We start from the raw sequence: 19,078 nt of genomic DNA on the forward strand, positions 1-19,078 counted from the left end.
CGACCAGCTCGACAGCGCCGCGACCACCGCCGCCCCTCAGCGCCCGGCGCGGGCCAGCTCGGCGGCGGCCGATTCCACCACCCGCAGCTCGCTGAGCGGGTAGGGCGGGATACCGAGGCGCTGCAACCGCGCCTGGTGCGCGGTACAGAAGGCATGGTGGAAGGTGAGGAACAGCGGGTGGGCGATCACCTCCTGCGCCGTGGCGAGGAAGCGCAGATAGCTGCGCGCCTGCCCCATGTGATACTCCGAGGGCGGCTCGCCGAGGTGTACCGCCTCCAACTCGCGGTCCCACAGCGAGAAGCGCGCGGGGTTGGCCAGGTGGAGCAGGGTCGCGGCGTTCTCCAGCGAGCCGAGACAGGCCGCCACCGGGTCGATCAGGCCGCTGCCGACCACCGCCTCGGGCGCGCGCGCGGCGTCGAAGGCGGCGATCGCCGCGCTCAGCTCGGCGGTGTCGAGGCGCAGCGCCTGCGTGCTCCAGGCGTGGGCGAGGGCGGCGCAGCGCAGGAAGGCCTCGGTGGTGTCGCTCGCCGACGCCTGGGCGGCGCCGAGTAGCGCCGGGTAGCTGTGTAGCCGGGTGAGCGCGGGGGCGTTGGCGCGCAGCCGGCCGGCGCTGACCAGCTCGACGGCCTGATAGAGACGTTCGATGTGCATCGGTGCAATAGGCATGGCTGTCGTCAGTGGCGGTGGGATCACCCAGTCTGACACGACATCCACCGCCTTGCCCGCGCGCAGCCCGAGGAAGCCCCGGGTGATCACCCGCTCGCCGGGGGCGAGCCCGTCGCGGATCTCCACCCGGTCCTCCACCTGCAGACCGCTGCGCACCGCGCGCCGCGCCGCGCGACCTTGCGCGTCGATCAGCCAGACGAACTCGCCCTGGCGATCGCGCCGCAGCGCGTTGAAGGGGATCAGCAGCCGCGCGACCGGCGCGCTCTCGAGCCGCGCGCGCACGAACTGCCCGGCGCGCGCCCCGGCGGGGATGGGATCGAGCGCCAACTCGACGATGCCCTGGCGGGTGCGCCGCTCCAGACTGGGGTGGATGCGCAGCACCCGCGCCGGGAAGCGTTGCGCGCCGAGCGCGTCGATGCGCAGGCTCGCCGCGTCGCCGACGGCCAGGTGCGGCAGCAGCAGCTCGGAGGCGGCGACCTCGGCGACCAGCGAGTCCGGGTCGGCGAGGGCGAGCAACTGGGTGTTCTTGGAGACGAAGTCGCCCGGTTCGACCAGCCGCTCGGTGATCACCCCGGCGAAGGGCGCCTCGATCCGGGTGAAGGAGCGGCGCGTCTCCAGCAGCTCCAGCTCGGCGCGCGCCACCCGCAGCGCGGTGCGCGCGAGGCTCACCTCCGACTCGGAGACGGCGCGGCGCGCGCGCAGGTCCTCGAGCCGCTTCAGGTCGAGTTCGGCCTGTTCGAGGGTGGCGTGCGCCGCGGCGATCTCGGCCTCCAGCAGCCGATCGTCGAGCGCCACCAGCAACTGACCGCGCTCGACCCGGTCGCCCTCGTAGAGATCGAGCGCGGTGATCCGCCCCTCCTCCTGATTGAACACCCGCACCAGCCGACGATAACGCAGCGAACCCGGGCGCTCGTGGGTGATCGGCACCGCGCTCGGCGCCACCTGCAGCGCCGCGACCAGATGCGCCTGGGGCGCGGGCCGCGCCGCGCGAGCCTGGGACGGCGTCTCCTCACCACAGCCGCCGAGCAGCAGCGCCAACACCAGCGGCAACGACAGCGCCGCGCGGAGAGAAGGGGACATCACTGGCCGGTGAGATCGGTGGCGAGGCTGTAATCGTAGTGCTTGACCTGACGGCGGATGTTGCGCTGGATGATCACCCCCAGCACCGCCCACTCCAGTCCGTCGAGCCGGATCTCGGGATAGCGCGGATTGAGCGCCACCAACCGCTCGCCCGCCGCGTCGCGCCGATACTGCCGGAACCACCGCACCCCCTCGACCTCGGCAAACACATAGGCCCCGTCGACACACTGCGGCGTCGGCTCGATCACCACGATGCAACGATCGGGAAACTCGGGTTCCATCTCCTCACCCAGCACCTGAAGCGCGAACGGCTCGTGCAGGGCGCAGCCGGATTGTTCGGGAAGGGACATGGGGGCTCCTTGGTTGTAGTGCTCGTAGCTTTCTTTTTAGGGTACTGCCCTGACCGACAGGTTTCGATAAGATCAGAATCTCTTGCTTTAAAGATGTATCTGACACACCCGCAGTGCCACACCAATCATGTGGCTAAGAGAGGATTCAACCCATCTCCTTACACATATCTCCCGCCACCAGCTATCCTGAGCGCCTTGTCGTCATCAGCAGAGCAGAACACGTGACCTGCCTGGCTGTGCTACCGAGATCGGTGCCCCGAGCGGGTCCGCCCGATCGCCTGGCGCCTGCTGAGCCGTCGCGAGGTGAGCAATGCCGAGAGCGCTGCCGAACTCATCGACTGGTATCGCGCCCGCTGGGAGATCGAGCTGTTCTTCCGCGTGCTCAAGGAGGGCTGTCGCGTCGAAGTGCTGCCGCTGGCCGAGGTCGAGCGCATTGAGACAGCCCTGGGGCAGGCTACGACTTAAACCAATCCCAAATCCCCAGGGAAAACCCTGGAATGAGGTCGATCCCTGCTGCCGACTTAGCGAGATAGAGCACCAGCAGCCCCATTAGGACGCTGAAGATCAGAAAGATGGCGAGAAAAACCGTCTGAAACAACAGTCCGATCTGGCGTTCGCCTCGCGACAGCTCACGACGGTTGCGGCCCAATAGCAGGACGAAGTAATAGCGGTAGTGGATGAACTTCAGGGTGCCGCGCCAATCGATCGAGTGATTGCCCCATTTGCGGTCGACAAGCGCCAGTTTGAGATAGGAGAGCTGTTCCTCGGAGAAGCTCGTCTGTATCTTCTGCGGCATTCGGGCCAGGAGGTGCTGCAACGCTGCGTCTTGACGCAGTTCCTCTCGTCGCTGCTGGTCGGATGCGGTTTGATTCATGCGCGATCCCTGTTGCGGTCTGTTTGGTGTTTCAGCGCTCATTCCTTTGCGCGGACGACGGTGGCCATTGTGCTCAGGTCGTGGCCAAGCGGAGCACCGGCACCTCGGAACCCCAGGGCTATCGCATCAAGCACCCCTAATATTCGATTACGCTAATATTGCATATAATTCAAAGCGATAGGGGGTTCTGCACTCGTTGCTTAAGACGAGGTTTCGCCGAGGGCTCGCTTCTTGGCGCCATGATCAAGACGAAGCCTCGCTCCAGTTGCGGATCTTGTCTTGCACAGTCCGAGATCTTTCGTGGGAATAAGGACGGAGTTTCGATGCACGATGGCGACAATAGACTGATATCAAAAGATATTGGCATCTTATAATATTAGAGATCCTTGATGCGATAGCCCTGCTCGGAACCCGATCTCCGCCGATTGGCGATTGAATGGCATCGACCGAATTGGCGAGTTGACGGCGGTTCTGGGCGCAGAGGCCCCGGGTGCGCGTCAAGGCGTCTCGATGTCGAGGGCGGGGAGCGAGGGTTCGCGACCGACTTCGGTGACACCCGCATGCCGTTCGGTGGGCGCGCTGATCAACAGCGTCGCTGTCATCGTCCCCGAGACCCTTCGGGCAATCGCTTTCAGGCCTTGTGCATCCGAGGCGGCGTCGCTGCTCCGCTGTCTGCGTTGGCGCACACGACGCGATTGCGCCCGATTCGCTTGGCCTGGTAGAGCGCCGCGTCGGCGGTTGATGTCAAGACGGTGCCGGAATAATGTCCCTCAAGCTCGGCGAGTCCGGCACTGAAGGTGCAGTGGAAGTGGCCGCTGGCGTTGGGTTGAGGAAGCAGGGCGAATTGCTCGCGCAGGGCGTTCATGACCTTCTCGGCCGCGGCGATCGTGGTGTCGGGCATCAGCACCGAGAACTCCTCGCCGCCATAGCGACCGATGACGTCGTGGCGCCGCAGACGCTTGAGCAACATCTGCGCCAGACTTCTGATGACCCGGTCGCCAACGGGGTGGCCATAGGTGTCGTTGACCCGTTTGAAATGATCGATGTCGAGTATGGCGAGCACAAGTGGAGCATCGCTCCTGCTCGAGCGGGCGACCTCGGTCTCGAGATGCAGGTCGAAGGCGATGCGGTTCAGCAGTCCCGTCAGGCTGTCCTGACGGATGAGCGCGGTGAGCGAGCGGAAGCGTGAGACGCGCAGCTCGACCGCCCTGACCAGATCGACGTCCGGGATGGGCTTGGTGAGGAAGTCGTCGGCGCCCGTCCCCATCGCGGACAGTTGCTGCTGGCGATCGGATTCGCCGGACAGAAAGACGATGGGGATACCTGCATAGCGCTCCTCCTGCCGTACGACGCGCGCGGCCTCGATGCCATTGCAGCCGGGCATGTAGAGATCCAGCAGGATCAGCTCGGGGTCGAGCGTGGCGATGCTGTCGAGCAATGCGCTCGGCTCGCTGATCGCGTATGCCAGCATGCCTGCGTCCCTGAGCACCGCCACGTAGTAGTCCCCCAGGGGCACGGCATCGTCGAGGATCAGCACTCGATAGGGATCTGAGGGGCGCGTGCAGGTCAGCTTGTCGAGCAGGTCGGCCAGGCCATGGACGTCGATCGGCTTGGATAGACAGGCATCGGCGCCGCTGCGCACCGCGGCCAGACGGCTGTCCCAGCTCCAGTGGCTGGAGACCATGATGAGGGGAAGCCCGGCGCGGTTTGGCGACGCGCTGGATGGGGGGCCGGATTCCCCCCCTTCGGGAAGGGTCGAAGACTCGGAGACGACCGCCCGAATCCGCTGCGTCTCCAACACCGCTCGAGCGCGCGATGATGACGCGCACCAGATGACATTCCAGCCGTAGTAGCCAAGCTGCTCCACCAGGTCTTCGGCGCTCGCCCGATCCTCTTCGATCAGCAGCAGGCAGGACGGGGCCTCCACCCTGGTCTCCGACGGGGCCGGTTCGAGGCGTGTCGGCTCGATCGCTGCGGCGGTCTCGACGGTCTCCGGCCTGATCTGCAGTGCGTCCTGTCTCAAGGTCTTGAGGCGAGCGCTGATGCGCTCGAACAGCTCGATTCGGATCGCTTCTTCTTCGCCCCGGCCGAGGCACTCGACCAAGTGCTCGATCTCCTTGGCTTGGTCGCCGAGTCCCGGCTGCCCGAATGTTCCTGCGCTCCCGGCCAGGCTGTGCACCGACCGGTGAAAGGCCTCCAGGGCGGCCGGTCGACCTGCTGTCTCGAGCACATGCGACCAGCTGCGCTCCAGCTCCTCGAGACGTTCCGGGAGCGCCCCGATGAAGTGCTCCCGCATTCGACGCAGTCTCTCGCCACGACTCGTTCGAGATGTCGACATGAGTGGCTCCGCGATGGCGCTTGGCAAGCGGTGGGGTCAGGCTGCCGAATGTCCCAGGAGGGCGCGAATCTCATCGCCCAGGCGCATCGGGTCGAATGGCTTGGAGATCACCCCGAGCGCCCCCATCGCCTCGAGCTGCTCGCACTCTTTGGGCTGGACCTTGGCGGTCATGAAGATGACCGGGGTTTGGGCCAGATGGGGTAGCTGGCGCAGCCGTTGGAGCGTGGTCGGACCGTCCATGCCCGGCATCATGACGTCGAGCAGGATGAGGTCCGGCGCGAGTTCGGGCGCGCGCCCCAGCGCCTCGTCCCCGGATGCGCACTGGGTCAGCCGAAAATCCTCCTCCAGCGCGAACTCGGCGATCTGCCGGATATCGGGCTCGTCCTCGATGTGCAGAATATGCAGTGTCATGACGTGCTCCTGAGGCTCGGATCGTCCTCGTTTGTCGGTGGGAGGGCATCGGCGTGGTCTCCGCTCCACTCGGGCAGGTCGAAGTAGAAGGTCGTGCCACCGCCTTCCCGTGAGGTATAGCCGATGTGTCCATGGTGTCGCTCCAGGATCGCCTTGGTGATCGACAGGCCCAGACCCGTTCCGCCCTTTTCGCGGGTATCAGAGCTGTCGGCCTGGGCGAAGCGCTGGAAGATGTGCTCCTTGAAGGACTCGGGAATGCCAGGACCCTGGTCCTCGACCAGGGCGCGGAATCCTTGTCCGTGACGCCGCAGCCCGATCTGGACCTCCCCGCCTCGGGGCGAGTATTTGACCGCGTTGGAGATGAGGTTGGCGAAGACCTGCAGCATACGATTGTCGTCGGCCAGCACCGGGGCGCGCTCGAGTTCCAGACGATCCGAGAGCTGCACCTGGAGCTGGCGGGCGTAACCCTCGTTGGCCTCCACTGCCTGGCGGGCGAGGGCGGCGAGGTCGGTGGGGTGGAGATCGAAGTGCATGCGCCCGGAGGCGATCTTCTCGAGGTCGAGGATGTCGTCGATGAGCAGGGTCAGGCGCGCGCTGTTGCGCTCGGCCATCTCGAGCATGGCGCGAACCTTCTCGGGCAGGGCCTCGGCGTAGCGACCGACCACCAGTCCGAGCGCGCCGCGGATGGAGGTGACGGGCGTGCGCAGCTCGTGACTGACGGTCGAGATCAGCTCGCTCTTCATGCGTTCGAGCTGCTTGCGCTCGGTGATGTCGCGGATCATGCCGATGAAGAAGGGCCGGTCGCCGCGCTCGATGCGCGAGACCGCCAGTTCCATGGGGAAGACGGTGCCGTCCTTGCGCCGCCCCTTGAGTTCGCGGGTGACGCCGATGACCCGTTCGTCCCCGGTGCGCAGGTAATGGCTCATGTAGCCGTCGTGGCCGCTGCGATAGGGCTCTGGCATCAGCATGCTGAGGTTGCTGCCCACCACCTCGGCGGCGGTATAGCCGAAGATGCGCTCGGCGGCCGGGTTGAAGGAGGTCACCCTGCCGTCGGGACCGGCGGTGACGATGCCGTCGATCACATTGTCGAGGATGGCCTGGGTGTGCTGCGACTGGTCCCTGAGCGCGAACACCGCCCGCCTGCGTGCGGTGATGTCGGTGAAGACCGCGTAGACCTGGTACACCCCGGCGCCGGAGGCGTCCTGTCTGGGGTAGGCGTCGACCTGGACCCAGCGCCAGGGGGTGGCGCGGGCGTGACGAATCCCCATCACCACGCCGGTGACGGGCGCGCCGAGACGCAGGGCCTGGATGACCGGGTGATCGGTGCTGGAAAAGGCGCGCCCGTCCTCGCGAACGACCTGCCAGAGCGAGTCGATCGAGGTGAGTTCGCGCATCTGCTCCAGGGTGGTGTCGAGGATGCGCTGGGCGGCCGGATTGGCATCCAGGATCCGGCCCTCGGCGCCATGGATGATCACACCCTGACCCAGGTGCAGGAAGACCGAGCGGAAGCGCTCCTCGGACTCCTGGCGCCGCGCCGTCATCTCCTCGGCTAGCGCTAGCGCCTGAGCGCGGCGGTCCAGCAGCAGCCGGGTCACGGCGAACAGGGCCAGACTGATACCGATACCCAGCCCCAGCACCAGCCAGATGGTCGCCATATCGGTCTCGGCGGCGAAGCCGGGCCGGCTGTAGAGGGTCAGGGTCCAGGTGCGACCGTAGGCCTGAATCCGCTGCAGGCCCGTGTGGCTCGGGTTCGGCTCAGGGTCGCGCTGCTCGGCGGAGTCGTACATGAGGGCGTCCGGATCGGTGCCATCGCCATCGTAGATCCTGAAGTCGATCGTCAGGCTACGCTTGCCGAGGATCCCGGCCATGAGGTCGTCGACCCGATAGGGGCTGTAGACGAACCCCCGCAGCGCCGCCCAGCGCTCCGCCGCCGTGTCGAGGGGCAGGCCGGGCCGATAGATGGGGACGTACATGAGGAATCCGGCCTGCTCCTTGCCGTGGGTCTCCTGCACCAGTCGAACCTTGCCAGAGATGGTGGTGGCGTCGGTGTCGACGGCCGCCTGCATGGCCGCGCGGCGGGTCTCCTGCGAGAACATGTCATAGCCGAAGGCCGCCAGGTTGCGCCCGGAGAAGGGCTCCAGATAGACGATGGCGGTATAGAGTGCGCGCTCGCCGGAGGGCTTGAGCCGATAGTCCGGGAAGCCCTCGGCGCGCACGGCGGCGACATGGGCGGCTAACTGGTCGGGTCGGACGGCCTGGCTGTAGCCGACGCCGAGGATGCCGGGATAATTCTCCGTCAGGCGCAGGCGCTCCACATAGGTGTGCCACTCCTGGCGGGACACCGTCTCGCTGGCGTCGAAGAGTCCGGCGCCGCCGAGCAGGATCTGCTCGTGGTCGTGCAGGCGCTCGTCGATCGCCTCGCGGATCTCTTGGCTAAGCAGATCAAACTGCCGGTCGGCGATGAGCTGGCGCTGTTCCACCAGCCCCTGCCAGGCCAGCAGGACCGGCAGCAGCGCCGCCAGCAGCACGATCCAGGCGAGATAGCGGCGACTGTTCGTGCCCCTGGCGCGAGCGGGGCGGGTGAGGCGCTTCGGGGGAGGGCGGGTTCTGTCTCGCATCCTGGTGTCCGCACGTTGCGGTGATCCGTTCCAGACGAACAGCGCTTCGCGGTCTTCGGGCAAGGATGCCGATCCCCATCGGGTTCGCATCCCCGGGCCGCGTTCCATCAGTACGGAATGCGGATGGAAGGTGCCGATCGCAAGGCTCGGCAGGTCGCGTCTCGACGGGGGCAGCGGCTTGTCGCCGTGATCGTCGCTGAGGCGCTGAAGCGCTGAAGCGCTCCGCGCGACCTACGGCCCAAGCGGGCGCGATGGCTCCCTGCCCTGAGCAGCGGCGGACTTCCCGCGCCATTGCGCGCAGGCCTGGCGCAGCAGCTGGAAGCTAGTCTCGGCGACGCTCGGCAGCGCGAGCAGGCTGGTTGCGAGCGCCTCGCGATCCTTCTCCTTGGCGGCCTTCTCGATCTCCTGTGCCAGTCGTTGGAGCCGCAGTGCGCCAAAGCTGCCTGCGCCGCTCTTCAGGCTATGCGCCTCGGTTTGTATTCGGCCGATATCCTCGCTGGCCTGCTGATCGATCAGGGTCGCAACACGCCCGGCGCTCTCCTCCAGGAACATGCCGATGAGCTCGGGTACCAGCTCCGGGGCGGTATTGTCGGCGAGCTGATCGAGGATGCGTGGATCGAGATCGGGGACGGGGGGCTTTACGCCCGGGGCGGTGGGCATGGCGCCGGGATCCTCGGGCGGTGAGGGGGGACGCTTGGTGGGCTGTAGGGACAACCACTTGGCGATCATTCGACGCAGATTGCCGATGTCGATCGGCTTGGAGAGGAAGTCGTTCATCCCGGCGCTGAAACAGCGTTCCCTGTCCTCGGCGAAGGCGTTGGCGGTCATGGCGATGATCGTGGTCTCGCGGTTTGGCGAACCCCCTGCGCGAATCCGGCGCGTTGCCTCGAGCCCGTCCATCAGAGGCATCGAGATGTCCATGAGGATGAGATCGAACCTCGACTCCTCGGCACACTCGATCGCCTCCTCTCCGCTCCAGGCGACCACGACCTCGTGTTTCGACTTCTGCAGGATCGCTGTGGCGACCGCGACGTTGCTCGCGCTGTCTTCGACCAGGAGGATACGTGCCGGTCGCGTCCCCTGTGGATCTGGGGCTCTGGGGCGCGGTACCGCCTCTGTGGAGGGAAGGGTCGCGGACGCCACGCCCCCCAGGGCCTCGGCCAGATAGGCGAGGAGGCTGTAGAGACGGGCGGGCTTGCGGACGACGGAGCGGAAGCCCAGACGCTTCGAGACATCGATGGCCCCGACCTCGCCCATGGGGGCGAGGCGGACGAAACGCAGCAGCGGGTATCTACTCGGGAGCCGCTTCACATAGTCGACGTCAGTGGCCTGGGCGGCCCCCGAGGGCGTGTCCAGGAGCACCAGGGATGCGGCCTCGGGATCGAGTCGCTGTAGCGCCGCCTCGAGGTCGGGTGCCTGGTCGAAGGATTGGCTGGCGATGCCGTAGTGCTCGAGCTGCTCGACGATCCCCTTGAGCAGCACGGGATTTGCCGAGAAGACGTCAACCTTGCAGTGGCGCAGGTGTCCGAGGATCTCGGCGAGGTCGGTGTCGTGAGCACCGCGTCCGGAGACGGGAAATGCGGCGGTGAAGTGCGCGCCTTCGCCCTCGCGGCTTCGGCACTCGAGGTGGCCGCCCATCAGTTCGACCAGACGCAGGCTGATCGTCAGGCCCAGGCCGCTTCCCTGATAGCGTCGGGTCGGGCTGTTGTCGGCCTGCACGAACTCTTCGAACAGGGTGCGCTGCTGCGCCTCGGAGATGCCGATGCCGGTGTCCTCGACCTCCAGCAGCAGCGTCCCCCGAGACGCGTCGGTCGAGCGGCGGTAATCCAGCCCGATCCTGATACCGCCCGAGTCCGTGAACTTGATGGCGTTGCCGACCAGGTTGGTGAGGACCTGCTTGGTCCTCAGGATGTCCCCGTGGTATTCGGACGGTATCCCGGACGCGGCGACCACGACGACCTCGATCCCCTTGCCCTGGGCCTCCGCGCTGAACAGTGAGGCAACGGTGTTGACGATATCGATGGCACGGAACCATTGGCGCTCGAGGGTTAGCTTGCCCGCCTCGATCTTGGAGAAATCCAGGACGTTGTTCAGCAGCGCGAGCAGGAGCTGTCCGCCGTTGACCGCTGCGGTTGCGAACTGGCGCTGCTCGGCGTCGAGGTCGGACTCCAGCAGCAGGTTGTTCATGTTGATGATGGAGTTCAGCGGGGTGCGGATCTCATGGCTCATGGTGGCCAGGAAACGGCTCTTCGCCTCGCTGGCGGCCTCGGCCTGGCGCCGGGCTGTCTTGAGCGACTCCTCGTTGCGCCTGCGCTCGGTGATGTCGACGAAGTGCGCGACATAGTTGGTCGTCGCGCCTGCGGCGTCCTTGACCGCGGTGATGCTGAGCGATTCCGGGTAGATGGTGCCGTCCTTGCGCCTGTTGTAGAGCTCGCCGCGCCAGCCGCCGCGCTGCGCGATGCTTGCCCACATCGCCTGATAGAAGGCGCGGTCATGCCGCCCGGAGGAGAGGATGCGCGGGTTGCGCCCCAGGACCTCGGCCTCCGAGTAGCCGGTGATGCGGGTGAAGGCCTCGTTGATGCGCAGGATCTCGCCGTCCCGGTTGGTGATGAAGATCGCCTCGTCGGCCTCCAGCGCCTGGGCGGCGAGCTTGAGTTCCTGCTCGACGCGCTGTCGGTCGGTGATGTCGCGGATGAAGGAGGTGAAGATCAGGTCGTCCTCGGTCTCGATGGGCGCGATGTTGAGCTCGATCGGAAAGGTGTGGCCGTCCTTGTGCAGCGCGCTGAGTTCGATCCGGCGGTTGATCACCCGGCCAACGCCACTGGCGAGATAGCGCTCCATGCCCTGCTCATGTGCCGCGCGGTAGGCCGGCGGGATGAGCAGCTCCGACATCGAGGCGCCGATCGCCTCGCGTGCGGCATAGCCGAAGATGTGCTCGGCGTGGCCGTTGAATTCGATGATGCGCCCATCGGCATCGACGGTGACGATGGCGTCGAGCGAGGCCGCCAGCGTCGCCGCGTTCTTCGCCTCGCCCTGCGTCGTGGCACGGGCCAGTTCGCGCGAGTCCTGGAGCGCCGCGCTGAGTTGCTCGTAGGTCTCCGCCAGCCGCCCGGACATGCGATTGAACGATCGGGTCAGGCGGGCGACCTCATCGCGCCCTTGCACCGGGATCTGGACGCCGGGGCCGCGGCGGGTCACCTCCTCTGCGCCGTCGTGGAGCCGCTGGAGTCGACGCGTCAGGATGGTCCCCAGGACGAAGGAGAAGATCGCGACCAGGACCACCTCGATCGCGGCGATGGCGCTGGACCAGCGTTGCGCGCTCGCCAGGACCTCGAGGATATGTTCGGTCGAGAAGCCCATCTCGACCTGTCCGATCGGCTGCGTGCCGACCCGAATCTCCGCCCTGGCATCGAACACCGGGTCGTCGGCCTGCAGTTGATGGTGGTCGGGGGTGGCGTGCTCCAAGGCGCTCGGCGCCCCGCCTTCGGCAAGCACCATGCCCTGGCCGTATACCCGCACGTAGACCACTTCCGGGGTGTCGAGGATCTCTTGCAGTGCGGACTCGATGGTCGCCAGGTCGGTGGTGATGACGGCATCCTTGATGGTCGCCGCGAAGAACTGCGTGAGGGTGAAGGCGCGTTGGGCAAGCTGGGCCTCGTTGGACGAGCGCAGGAAGCCCAATCCACTGACGATGAGGATGACCAGCAGAATGGTCTCGATGAGCGCGATGCCGAGGATGGTCTTGAGGCGAAAGCTCAAGGTGCGTCTCCCGCCAGGTCCTCGAGGGCCCCGATGCTGAGGGCGCGGATGTCGCCCCGGTCCGTGTCCCGCGCGGGTGTGACGCCTTCGACGTCGACGGCCACAAGCAGGGTCCTGCTCGTCTCATCCGAGTCCATGCCCGCGCGGGCCGAGACGACCGTGGCGGTGCAGTGCGCCGCGAGGCGTGGGGGTGCGACCAAGGGCTCGGGCGAGGGTAAGGCGAGGGTGCCGATCGATCGCATGCTGATCTCCTAGTACGCACATTCAGCGCACCCCTGGGGTGCGACCGGTCGGGTCAGGCCCCGTCATCGGCGGCGGCACCTTCGGTGTTATCGACAGTGGCGTCGCGCCGCTGGCGGGCTCAGGCGAGGAGCTTTCTCAGTATGACCCTGTTGCCGGTGCCATCCGTCTCGTAGTCGACGCTGTCCATCCATTGGCGCATGATCCACCAGCCGCGTCCGCTCTCGGCCAGCGGGTCGGGCGCGATCTCCGGGGGCATCTCGGCCATGGTCTTGCCGTGGTCGCCGACCTGGATGCTCAGGCCCGCGTCATCGAGCCTCCAGCGGATCTCGACGCTGTGGCCCGATTGGCCCCCATAGGCATGGATGATGGCGTTGTTCACCGCCTCGATGGTGCAGGTCTGGACCTGATAGGCGGCCATCTCGTCGAGCCCGGCGTCCAGACAGAGTGCGCGGATACAGGTGCCGACGAGAGAGGTCATCTCCAGCCGGCTGTCGATCTGCACGAGGAGGGTCTTTGCGCTATCGGCCATGATGCGAGTCCGCCCCGGATGTGTCTGTCGCCATCTTGGCGAAGGCCCCGTCCACGTCGGGGCTGAAGTCCATGACTTGATTCAGTCGCATCATCTCGACTAGCCCCATGAGCGGCGGGCTGAGTCCGCTGATGACGAACGCGGCCGCGCGCGTCCTGAACTGGCGCCCGAGCAGGACGAGTTCGCCGATCGCGGAGCTGTCGATGAAGTCGAGCTGGCGCATGTCCATCACTAGAGGGCGGGCGGCGTGCATCCGCTGGCGGACCTCCTCGAAGGCCTGGGGCGCCGATGCGGCGGTCAGTTGCTTGACCTGCAGCTGGAGCAGGTCGCCGCGGTCGTCTTCTTGCTCGAGCCAATATCTCACGTCGTTCACCTCGATGATTGGGGCGCATCCAGCTCGGCGGCCAGCATGGAGATGTCGTCAGCGAGTGTCGGGCTCTCTCCATTCGCCGGTCGTCTCCAGCGCTCGAGTGCCTCCTGGATCTGGTCGATGGCCTCGTCCAGGCTGGCGCCTCGGGCGAGCCGCAGCGTCTCTGCCAGCCGTTCGAGTCCGAATGGCGAGCGGTCCGGGGCGAAGCACTCGGTGACGCCGTCGGAGTAGAGCAGGAGCCGGTCGCCGGGCTGGAGCTGGAAATCGACGGCCTCGTAATCCGCGTCGGGGATGAGCCCGACGGGGAGTCCGCCCCCGCCCAGGGTCTCGACGCGGCCTTCGCGCCGGTAGAGCAGGGGGTAGGGGTGTCCGGCCTGGCACAGCGACCCCTTGCCGGTGTGGGTGTCGATGACGGCATAGACCATGGTGCAGTAGATCATATTCCGATCATGGACCTGGAAGCCCTGGTTGAGCCGGGTGACGACGGCGACCGGGTCGGTGAGGGTTTCCTGGGGCGCGATGGCCTTGGCCGTTGCGAACCCCGAGGAGACGGTCATGGCAGGGTGAGAATCGGTCGGCGGCTGGAGCTGCGCCTTGCCGCTGGTGCCCGGGTGCGGGGAGAGCAGCTGCGTCAGGTGGACCGAGAACATCGCGGCCGGTACCCCGTGACCGGAGACGTCGATCAGATAGAGGGCGAGATGATGTTCGTCGAGCCTGAAGAAATTGAAGATGTCCCCGGCCAGTTGCTCGGCCGGCGCCATGGCCCAGGCCAGGCGCAGCGGCAGGCCGGTCTCGCTGGAGGCGGGCAGCAGGCTGCGCTGCACGGCGGCCGCGGCATCCAGGTCGCGCTGGACGTGGGCCTGGCTGGCCTGCAGCGCCTCGTTGACCCGACTGAGCTCTGCGTTCTTGGTCTTGAGCGCCTGCTCCAGTTGCAGCACGCGCTCGCCCGCCTTGATGCGGACCTGCAGCTCCTTGGCATTGACCGGCTTGTTGATGAAGTCGTCCGCCCCGGCGTCGAAGGCGGTATAGATGTCCTCGGTCTGATCCTTGCCCGTGAGCAGGATGAGATAGACATAGTGCGAAAAGCCGGCCGCCCTGAGCCGGTGACAGAGTTCTAGCCCGCTCAGACGCGGCATCACCCAGTCGCAGATCGCCATGCCGATGGGCTCGTGCTGGAGCCGTGTCCAGGCCTCCTCTCCGTCGGCGGCCTCGAGGACCTCGTGTCCCCATTTCTGCAGCATGACGCTCAGCGTGCGTCGCATCCAGGCCTCGTCGTCGACGACCAGTATCTTCATCGGCTCAGTCCTCGCGGTCCTGGCTTTGGGTTGCCCGCACATAGGCCGCGACCGGGGCGTGCAGCGGTAGCTGGAGGGCCTCCTCGGGGGTGCGAAACCCGGCCCAGATCACCTCGCGTCCGTCCAGGCGGAGGGGCGGCGGGCTGTCCAGGCGCAGATCGAAGACCCGGATATGGTCCCGCTTGTACTCGGTCAGGCTCAGCGTTTGGAACGACTCGCGCAGGTCGTCGATCGGGACAGCGATGCCGACCTCTTCGCACAGCTCGCGTCTCGCCGCCTCGACGGCGCGCTCGCCGCGCTTGATGCCCCCCGCCGGCAGCGTATGGAGCCCCTTGTAGCTGTTGCGGATCAGCAGCAGCCGCCCGTCGAGCCAGACGGCGACATAGGCCCCCTCGGTGCGGGGCCTGCGCACGAAGTCGACCCCCAGCATGAGCCGGTAGCCGACCCAGTACAGTGCTCGGATCGCGAGGTCCAGCGGCCTGGCGGCGGCGTGGATGTCGTCCGGGCGGTTCATCGCATCGCATCCGTCTCGGGTTGGGCGAGCAGCGCGAGCGCCTCCTGGCGGGTCCGGGCGTGCAGGAACAGGGTCGTGAGCCGGGTGATCTCCATCAGCTGGCGCACGGGCGGTTGCATCCCGCAGAGGGCCAGGCGTCTGCCCTGGCTGGCGAAACGGCGCTGCAGCTTGAACAGCAGCCCGAGCCCGGTGCTGTCGATGAACTGCAGGTCGCTCAGGTCGAGTAGCAGGTCCGCCCCGTCCAGCTCGGCGCCGAGGGCGTCGAGGTCGAGCCGGGCGGCGCGATCGGCGTCCAGCCGGCCGCTCAGGCGGGCGACGCCGATCCCGTCGATCGGGCGCTCCGGTTCGAGCAGCACGGCGCCCTGCGAGCGGGCGGCGCCTTGGGGGGCGGGCGGCGGCTGGTCATGGCGCTCGGTGAAGAGGTCCCAGGTGCGCGTCATCTTGAGCAGGCTCGCGACCGGCGTGTGCTCTAGCCCCTCGGCGCGCACGCGACGCCGGGTGTTCTGCCGCGTTTTCCAGATCCGCGCCAGGTATCCGAGTGCGGTCGAGTCGAGGAAGCGGGTGGCGCTGAAATCGACGACCAGGGCATCGGTCTCGTCCTGATCGGGCGCCGATTGCTGCGATCGGACCCAGTCGGCGTCCACGATCTCGGGGAGCACCAGACGCCGCGCCCCGTCCTCCGGTGGGTTGGTGTTCGTACCCGGCGGGGCGGTCTGGTCGATGACGCTTGGTCGATGCTGGAGACGGCGGCGGAAGCGCCAGTGCTGGAAGCGGTCGTGCAACACCAGCGGGAGACTCATGACCGCCAGCTTGGCGAGCCCGACGGCATAGCGCTTCCACAGTCGTTTCGGGTCCTGGGCGATGCGGTAGATCCACTCAAGGCCGGTGCGCTGCATCCAGACCGGCGCCCGTGAGACCCGCCCGACGATGAACTCGAAGGTCCCGCCGATGCCGATGCCGACCCCGACCTTGAGCCGATGACGGTTACGATGGAACCAGATCTCCTGCTTGGGGTTGCCGAAGGCGATGAGCAGCACGTCGGGCTCGGCCGCGTTGATGCGGGCCACCGTGTCCGCATCCTGCTCCTCGGACGCCAGCATGGCCTCGCCCTCGGTGTGGACGAAGGGCGCGTGGACGCCGGCGATCCGCAGGCCCGGATTCAGCTCGACCAGCCGGTCGGCCGCCTGCTGACCGATGTCCCCGCGACCACCGAGCAGGTACAGCCGATGGCCGCTTTGCGCCATGGCGTTCGCCAGCGCCGGGGCCAAGTCGGCCCCGGTCACCCGTCGCTCGAGCGGCGTGCCGAGCAGCCTGGCGAGCCAGACCACCGGCATGCCGTCGGCGGTGACCAGGTCGGCGCGGCGCAGGATCTCCAACAGCTCCGGATGTCGTGGGGGCGACCAGGGCGTCCAGCCGAGCGCATTGGTCAGGAAGTCGACGTTCACCGTCACGATCTGGCGCGGACGACCATCGGTGCGGTAGGCGTCGGCCAGCTCCAGCGTCCGCCGCACGGCCTGATCGGGGGTCAGGTCGTCGATGGGGATGCCGAGCACCAGGGTCACGCGGCTGGATGGGGTCTGGGGCATGGCCGGGTCCTCGTGCCGGGGGGCGCTCATCGTGCGAAATCCCTCCAGGGCGCGGGCTTGCCGACGAGCGTCTCGATGCGGCGTACGTCCTCGGCGAAGTGCTCGGCCAGACGGCGGCGCGTCTGCGGCGTGGGGCCGGTCGCCGCGGCGGGTTTGTCGGGACGCACGTTGAGCTGGTCGTACCAGTAGTCGATGATCCCCCGGGTGCGCGGCGGTACCCGGTCCCACACCGCCCGGAACAGGGCGTTGCGCTTGAGCCATTCGCGCCATTCGGCGGGGATCAGCAGTCGCCCGCCGCCCTTGTGATAGACCTTCCCGAGGTTCGGCGGCTGGAAGTCGGCGGGCAGGCCGAGGAAGGTCAGGACGGCGTCCACGGCCTCCTGTGGCGCCTGTTGCATGTCTTCCATGTAGAGCACCAGGAGCTGGTCCTTGGGGAAGTGCTGCAGGAAGCGATCGAGCGCGCGCGCGTATTCGCTCCACACGAAATAATAGCGGGTGACCTCCTCGTTGGCCTGGCTGTAGCCCTCGGCATAGTCCGGCGGGATGGCCTCGCGGTCGCGCGCCAGGGCGTCGGGTTGCAGCAGCGCCTCGGTGGCCTGTGCGAAGTCGCGCGACTCCATGCCGCGGCGCAGCGACATGGTGAAGTGCGAAAAGGCGCGATCGATGGGGTTGCGCAGGATGGCGATGAGGCGGATGTCCGGGTTCGCCTCAGCGATGCGCCCGGGGACGCGCGGATCGGTCATGTACTGCGGGCTGGCCGTGCCCCAGAGCCGGTCGCTGTCGGCCTCCTGGAAATACTGTGCCACGAGCGCGGGCCAACCGGCCGCGTAGAGGTCGTCGCGGCTGAAGAAGGGCAGCTCCTTGTCCGGGGGCAGATAGAGACGCGGATGTCTCTCCAGATAGCGGAAGAGCGAGGTGGTGCCCGATTTCTGGGCGCCGATGATGCAGAAATCGAGCGGCTTGGGTGTCGTCATCGTCACGGTCCCTGATCTGAGTCGGCTGCAGCGAGCTGGCGCAGCGAGCGGAGTGAAAAGCCGAACGAGAGCAGATTCTTGAGCATGAGGCCGGCGCTGTAGGCCAGGGTCACCCCCAGCACGCCGGCGATGGTGCCGCCGAGGATCATGCCGACGGACATGGCCACTCCGGTCCCGAGCAGGATGCGAAGCTCCGTGCGCTCCCGGTGCATCATGTTCAGCAGATAGCCCACCAGCCCGGTCGCCGCGTTGACCAGCTGACCGGCGGTCATGATCCAGAGCAGCGGCCTGGCGTCGCGGAACTCCGGCCCGAAGATGCCGAGGAGGGGCTCGGCGAGCAGGGTGAAGGCGATCAGGGGCGGCAGGAACAGCAGCAGCGAGAACTGCTGGCTGCGTTTCAGCAGCAGGCGCAGCCGGGCCGGATCCTTCAGCTCGTAGGCCGCGGCGAACTGCGGGCCGAGGATGGCCGCCAGCGTGACCAGGATGATGGTGGTCAGGTTGATGAGCCGGAAGGCGACGCCGAACTGTCCCAGCTCCTCGACGCTGGCGAAATGCGGCAGCACCAGGATGGGCAGGTTGACATAGGCGACATTGAGTAGCGTGCCCCCCCACAGTGGCCAGAGCGCCGGGCTGATGACCGGCGGCGCGCTCCCGCCCTCGCCGCCGAGCCGGCGGCTGACCCCTCGCCACAGTGCGGCGGCCATCAGAAAGGCGCAGCCGACGGATGCCGCGTGCAACCACAGCAGGCTCTGGTCTTGCAGCCGGTCGAGAAGGACCAGCGCGGGCAAGGCCGCCAGCAGCACCAGCGGGATGGTCGCCGCCTCGGCGAAGAGACCGCGCTGCGTCGCCCCGGCCGCCTTGAGCGTTTCGGCGAGGATGCGCAGACCGACGAAGGCCAGCGCCCCCACGGCGGCGATGCGCAGGGCCGGGGCCAGGTCCACGTCCCCGGCGACGAACTCGGCCATGGGTCGCGCCCCGAACCAGGGGACCAACATCGCCGCCGCGCCGCCGAGCATGACGAGTGCGAGGGCGCGGCGTACGAAGGCATCGGCCGAGGTCCCCTGTCCGCGTGCCCCGAGTGCTGCGACCGTGCGCATGGCGTAGACGGGCATGCCGATGCTGATGAGCTCGGCGAAGAGCACCAGCCAGGTGACGTAGAGGGTGTAGAGCCCCATGCCCTCGGCGCCCAGCAGACGGGCGATGACCACGCTCATGGCGATCTGCAGGCCCAGTCCGACGCCGCGCACCGTCAGGGCCGAGAGTGTCTTGCGCAGGACACGGGGCGGGATTCTCATGAGCGCGATTCCCTGGCGAATGGTTGTGGGGACCCGCCACCCCTTGCAGGACGAGGCATTCCAGACCGTTGCAACCATGGGTGTACGCGCAAGGTATGGTCTGACGGCAGCCTTTTGAAGGCGCTGGGGTCAGGACATTGGACGAACGCGGCGTGAAGGGCGCGGGGCTCGGCAGG

General features: G+C 67.3%; 14 protein-coding genes and 1 pseudogene. 1 reads left to right on the forward strand and 14 read right to left on the reverse strand.

What is annotated here, in order from left to right; translation table 11 throughout:
• Window positions 1–36: 36 nt before the first annotated feature.
• Together HF203_RS16190 and HF203_RS10090 are read right to left on the reverse strand one after the other, a co-directional pair.
• Window positions 37–1,746: an efflux RND transporter periplasmic adaptor subunit gene (locus HF203_RS16190; protein WP_246221730.1), complete on the reverse strand. Its 1,710-nt coding sequence runs from the start codon at window positions 1,744–1,746 to the stop codon at window positions 37–39.
• Window positions 1,746–2,096, reverse strand: a complete 351-nt coding sequence (locus HF203_RS10090; RefSeq protein ID WP_062271196.1) for a S24 family peptidase — start codon at window positions 2,094–2,096, stop codon at window positions 1,746–1,748. Before HF203_RS10090 ends, HF203_RS16190 begins: the two co-directional genes overlap by 1 nt.
• A gap of 238 nt (window positions 2,097–2,334) precedes the next feature.
• Between HF203_RS10090 and HF203_RS10095 the strand changes: the two are divergent.
• Window positions 2,335–2,543, forward strand: a pseudogene (locus HF203_RS10095) (transposase); the annotation flags it as partial.
• A 7-nt stretch (window positions 2,544–2,550) separates the two neighbouring features.
• Here the strand turns inward: HF203_RS10095 and HF203_RS10100 are convergent.
• The 12 genes from HF203_RS10100 to HF203_RS10155 form a co-directional block, all read right to left on the reverse strand.
• Window positions 2,551–2,970, reverse strand: coding sequence for a 3-phosphoshikimate 1-carboxyvinyltransferase (locus HF203_RS10100; protein ID WP_168669255.1), 420 nt, complete (start codon window positions 2,968–2,970; stop codon window positions 2,551–2,553).
• A 631-nt stretch (window positions 2,971–3,601) separates the two neighbouring features.
• Window positions 3,602–5,266 (reverse strand): diguanylate cyclase, encoded by a 1,665-nt coding sequence (locus tag HF203_RS10105; RefSeq protein WP_246221731.1) that lies wholly within the window; start codon window positions 5,264–5,266, stop codon window positions 3,602–3,604.
• 78 nt (window positions 5,267–5,344) lie between these two features.
• Window positions 5,345–5,719 carry a response regulator gene (locus HF203_RS10110; RefSeq protein ID WP_168669259.1) on the reverse strand — a complete coding sequence of 125 codons (375 nt, stop codon included), beginning with the start codon at window positions 5,717–5,719 and terminating at the stop codon, window positions 5,345–5,347.
• Window positions 5,716–8,337, reverse strand: coding sequence for a CHASE domain-containing protein (locus HF203_RS10115; protein ID WP_168669261.1), 2,622 nt, complete (start codon window positions 8,335–8,337; stop codon window positions 5,716–5,718). The genes HF203_RS10110 and HF203_RS10115 overlap by 4 nt, the downstream gene beginning before the upstream one ends.
• A gap of 231 nt (window positions 8,338–8,568) precedes the next feature.
• Window positions 8,569–12,096 (reverse strand): PAS domain S-box protein, encoded by a 3,528-nt coding sequence (locus tag HF203_RS10120; RefSeq protein ID WP_168669263.1) that lies wholly within the window; start codon window positions 12,094–12,096, stop codon window positions 8,569–8,571.
• 361 nt (window positions 12,097–12,457) lie between these two features.
• Window positions 12,458–12,868, reverse strand: a complete 411-nt coding sequence (locus HF203_RS10125) for an ATP-binding protein (RefSeq protein WP_168669265.1) — start codon at window positions 12,866–12,868, stop codon at window positions 12,458–12,460.
• Window positions 12,858–13,232, reverse strand: coding sequence for an STAS domain-containing protein (locus HF203_RS10130; RefSeq protein WP_168669267.1), 375 nt, complete (start codon window positions 13,230–13,232; stop codon window positions 12,858–12,860). The genes HF203_RS10125 and HF203_RS10130 overlap by 11 nt, the downstream gene beginning before the upstream one ends.
• A 5-nt stretch (window positions 13,233–13,237) precedes the next feature.
• Complete coding sequence (locus HF203_RS10135; RefSeq protein WP_168669269.1) at window positions 13,238–14,533, reverse strand: PP2C family protein-serine/threonine phosphatase; 1,296 nt, start codon at window positions 14,531–14,533, stop codon at window positions 13,238–13,240.
• Window positions 14,534–14,537: 4 nt separating this feature from the next.
• Complete coding sequence (locus HF203_RS10140; RefSeq protein WP_168669271.1) at window positions 14,538–15,047, reverse strand: NUDIX hydrolase; 510 nt, start codon at window positions 15,045–15,047, stop codon at window positions 14,538–14,540.
• Complete coding sequence (locus HF203_RS10145) at window positions 15,044–16,633, reverse strand: WecB/TagA/CpsF family glycosyltransferase (protein WP_168669273.1); 1,590 nt, start codon at window positions 16,631–16,633, stop codon at window positions 15,044–15,046. The genes HF203_RS10140 and HF203_RS10145 overlap by 4 nt, the downstream gene beginning before the upstream one ends.
• Window positions 16,634–16,659: 26 nt before the next feature.
• Entirely contained in the window at window positions 16,660–17,607 is a 948-nt protein-coding gene (locus HF203_RS10150; RefSeq protein ID WP_168669275.1) for a sulfotransferase family protein, read from the reverse strand.
• Between the two features lie 2 nt (window positions 17,608–17,609).
• On the reverse strand, window positions 17,610–18,902 hold the full coding sequence (locus HF203_RS10155; RefSeq protein WP_168669277.1) for a lipopolysaccharide biosynthesis protein: 1,293 nt from the start codon (window positions 18,900–18,902) through the stop codon (window positions 17,610–17,612).
• Window positions 18,903–19,078 lie beyond the last annotated feature (176 nt).

It is taken from the genome of Marichromatium bheemlicum (genome assembly GCF_012276755.1).
In the GTDB taxonomy this organism is placed as follows: Bacteria; Pseudomonadota; Gammaproteobacteria; order Chromatiales; family Chromatiaceae; genus Marichromatium; species Marichromatium bheemlicum.

Coding starts and splice junctions, on each gene's coding strand:
- HF203_RS16190 (WP_246221730.1), bottom strand. CDS start 1,746: ATGTCCCCTTCTCTCCGCGCGGCGCTGTCGTTGCCGCTGGTGTTGGCG.
- HF203_RS10090 (WP_062271196.1), bottom strand. CDS start 2,096: ATGTCCCTTCCCGAACAATCCGGCTGCGCCCTGCACGAGCCGTTCGCG.
- HF203_RS10100 (WP_168669255.1), bottom strand. CDS start 2,970: ATGAATCAAACCGCATCCGACCAGCAGCGACGAGAGGAACTGCGTCAA.
- HF203_RS10105 (WP_246221731.1), bottom strand. CDS start 5,266: ATGCGGGAGCACTTCATCGGGGCGCTCCCGGAACGTCTCGAGGAGCTG.
- HF203_RS10110 (WP_168669259.1), bottom strand. CDS start 5,719: ATGACACTGCATATTCTGCACATCGAGGACGAGCCCGATATCCGGCAG.
- HF203_RS10115 (WP_168669261.1), bottom strand. CDS start 8,337: ATGCGAGACAGAACCCGCCCTCCCCCGAAGCGCCTCACCCGCCCCGCT.
- HF203_RS10125 (WP_168669265.1), bottom strand. CDS start 12,868: ATGGCCGATAGCGCAAAGACCCTCCTCGTGCAGATCGACAGCCGGCTG.
- HF203_RS10135 (WP_168669269.1), bottom strand. CDS start 14,533: ATGAAGATACTGGTCGTCGACGACGAGGCCTGGATGCGACGCACGCTG.
- HF203_RS10140 (WP_168669271.1), bottom strand. CDS start 15,047: ATGAACCGCCCGGACGACATCCACGCCGCCGCCAGGCCGCTGGACCTC.
- HF203_RS10145 (WP_168669273.1), bottom strand. CDS start 16,633: ATGCCCCAGACCCCATCCAGCCGCGTGACCCTGGTGCTCGGCATCCCC.
- HF203_RS10150 (WP_168669275.1), bottom strand. CDS start 17,607: ATGACGACACCCAAGCCGCTCGATTTCTGCATCATCGGCGCCCAGAAA.
- HF203_RS10155 (WP_168669277.1), bottom strand. CDS start 18,902: ATGAGAATCCCGCCCCGTGTCCTGCGCAAGACACTCTCGGCCCTGACG.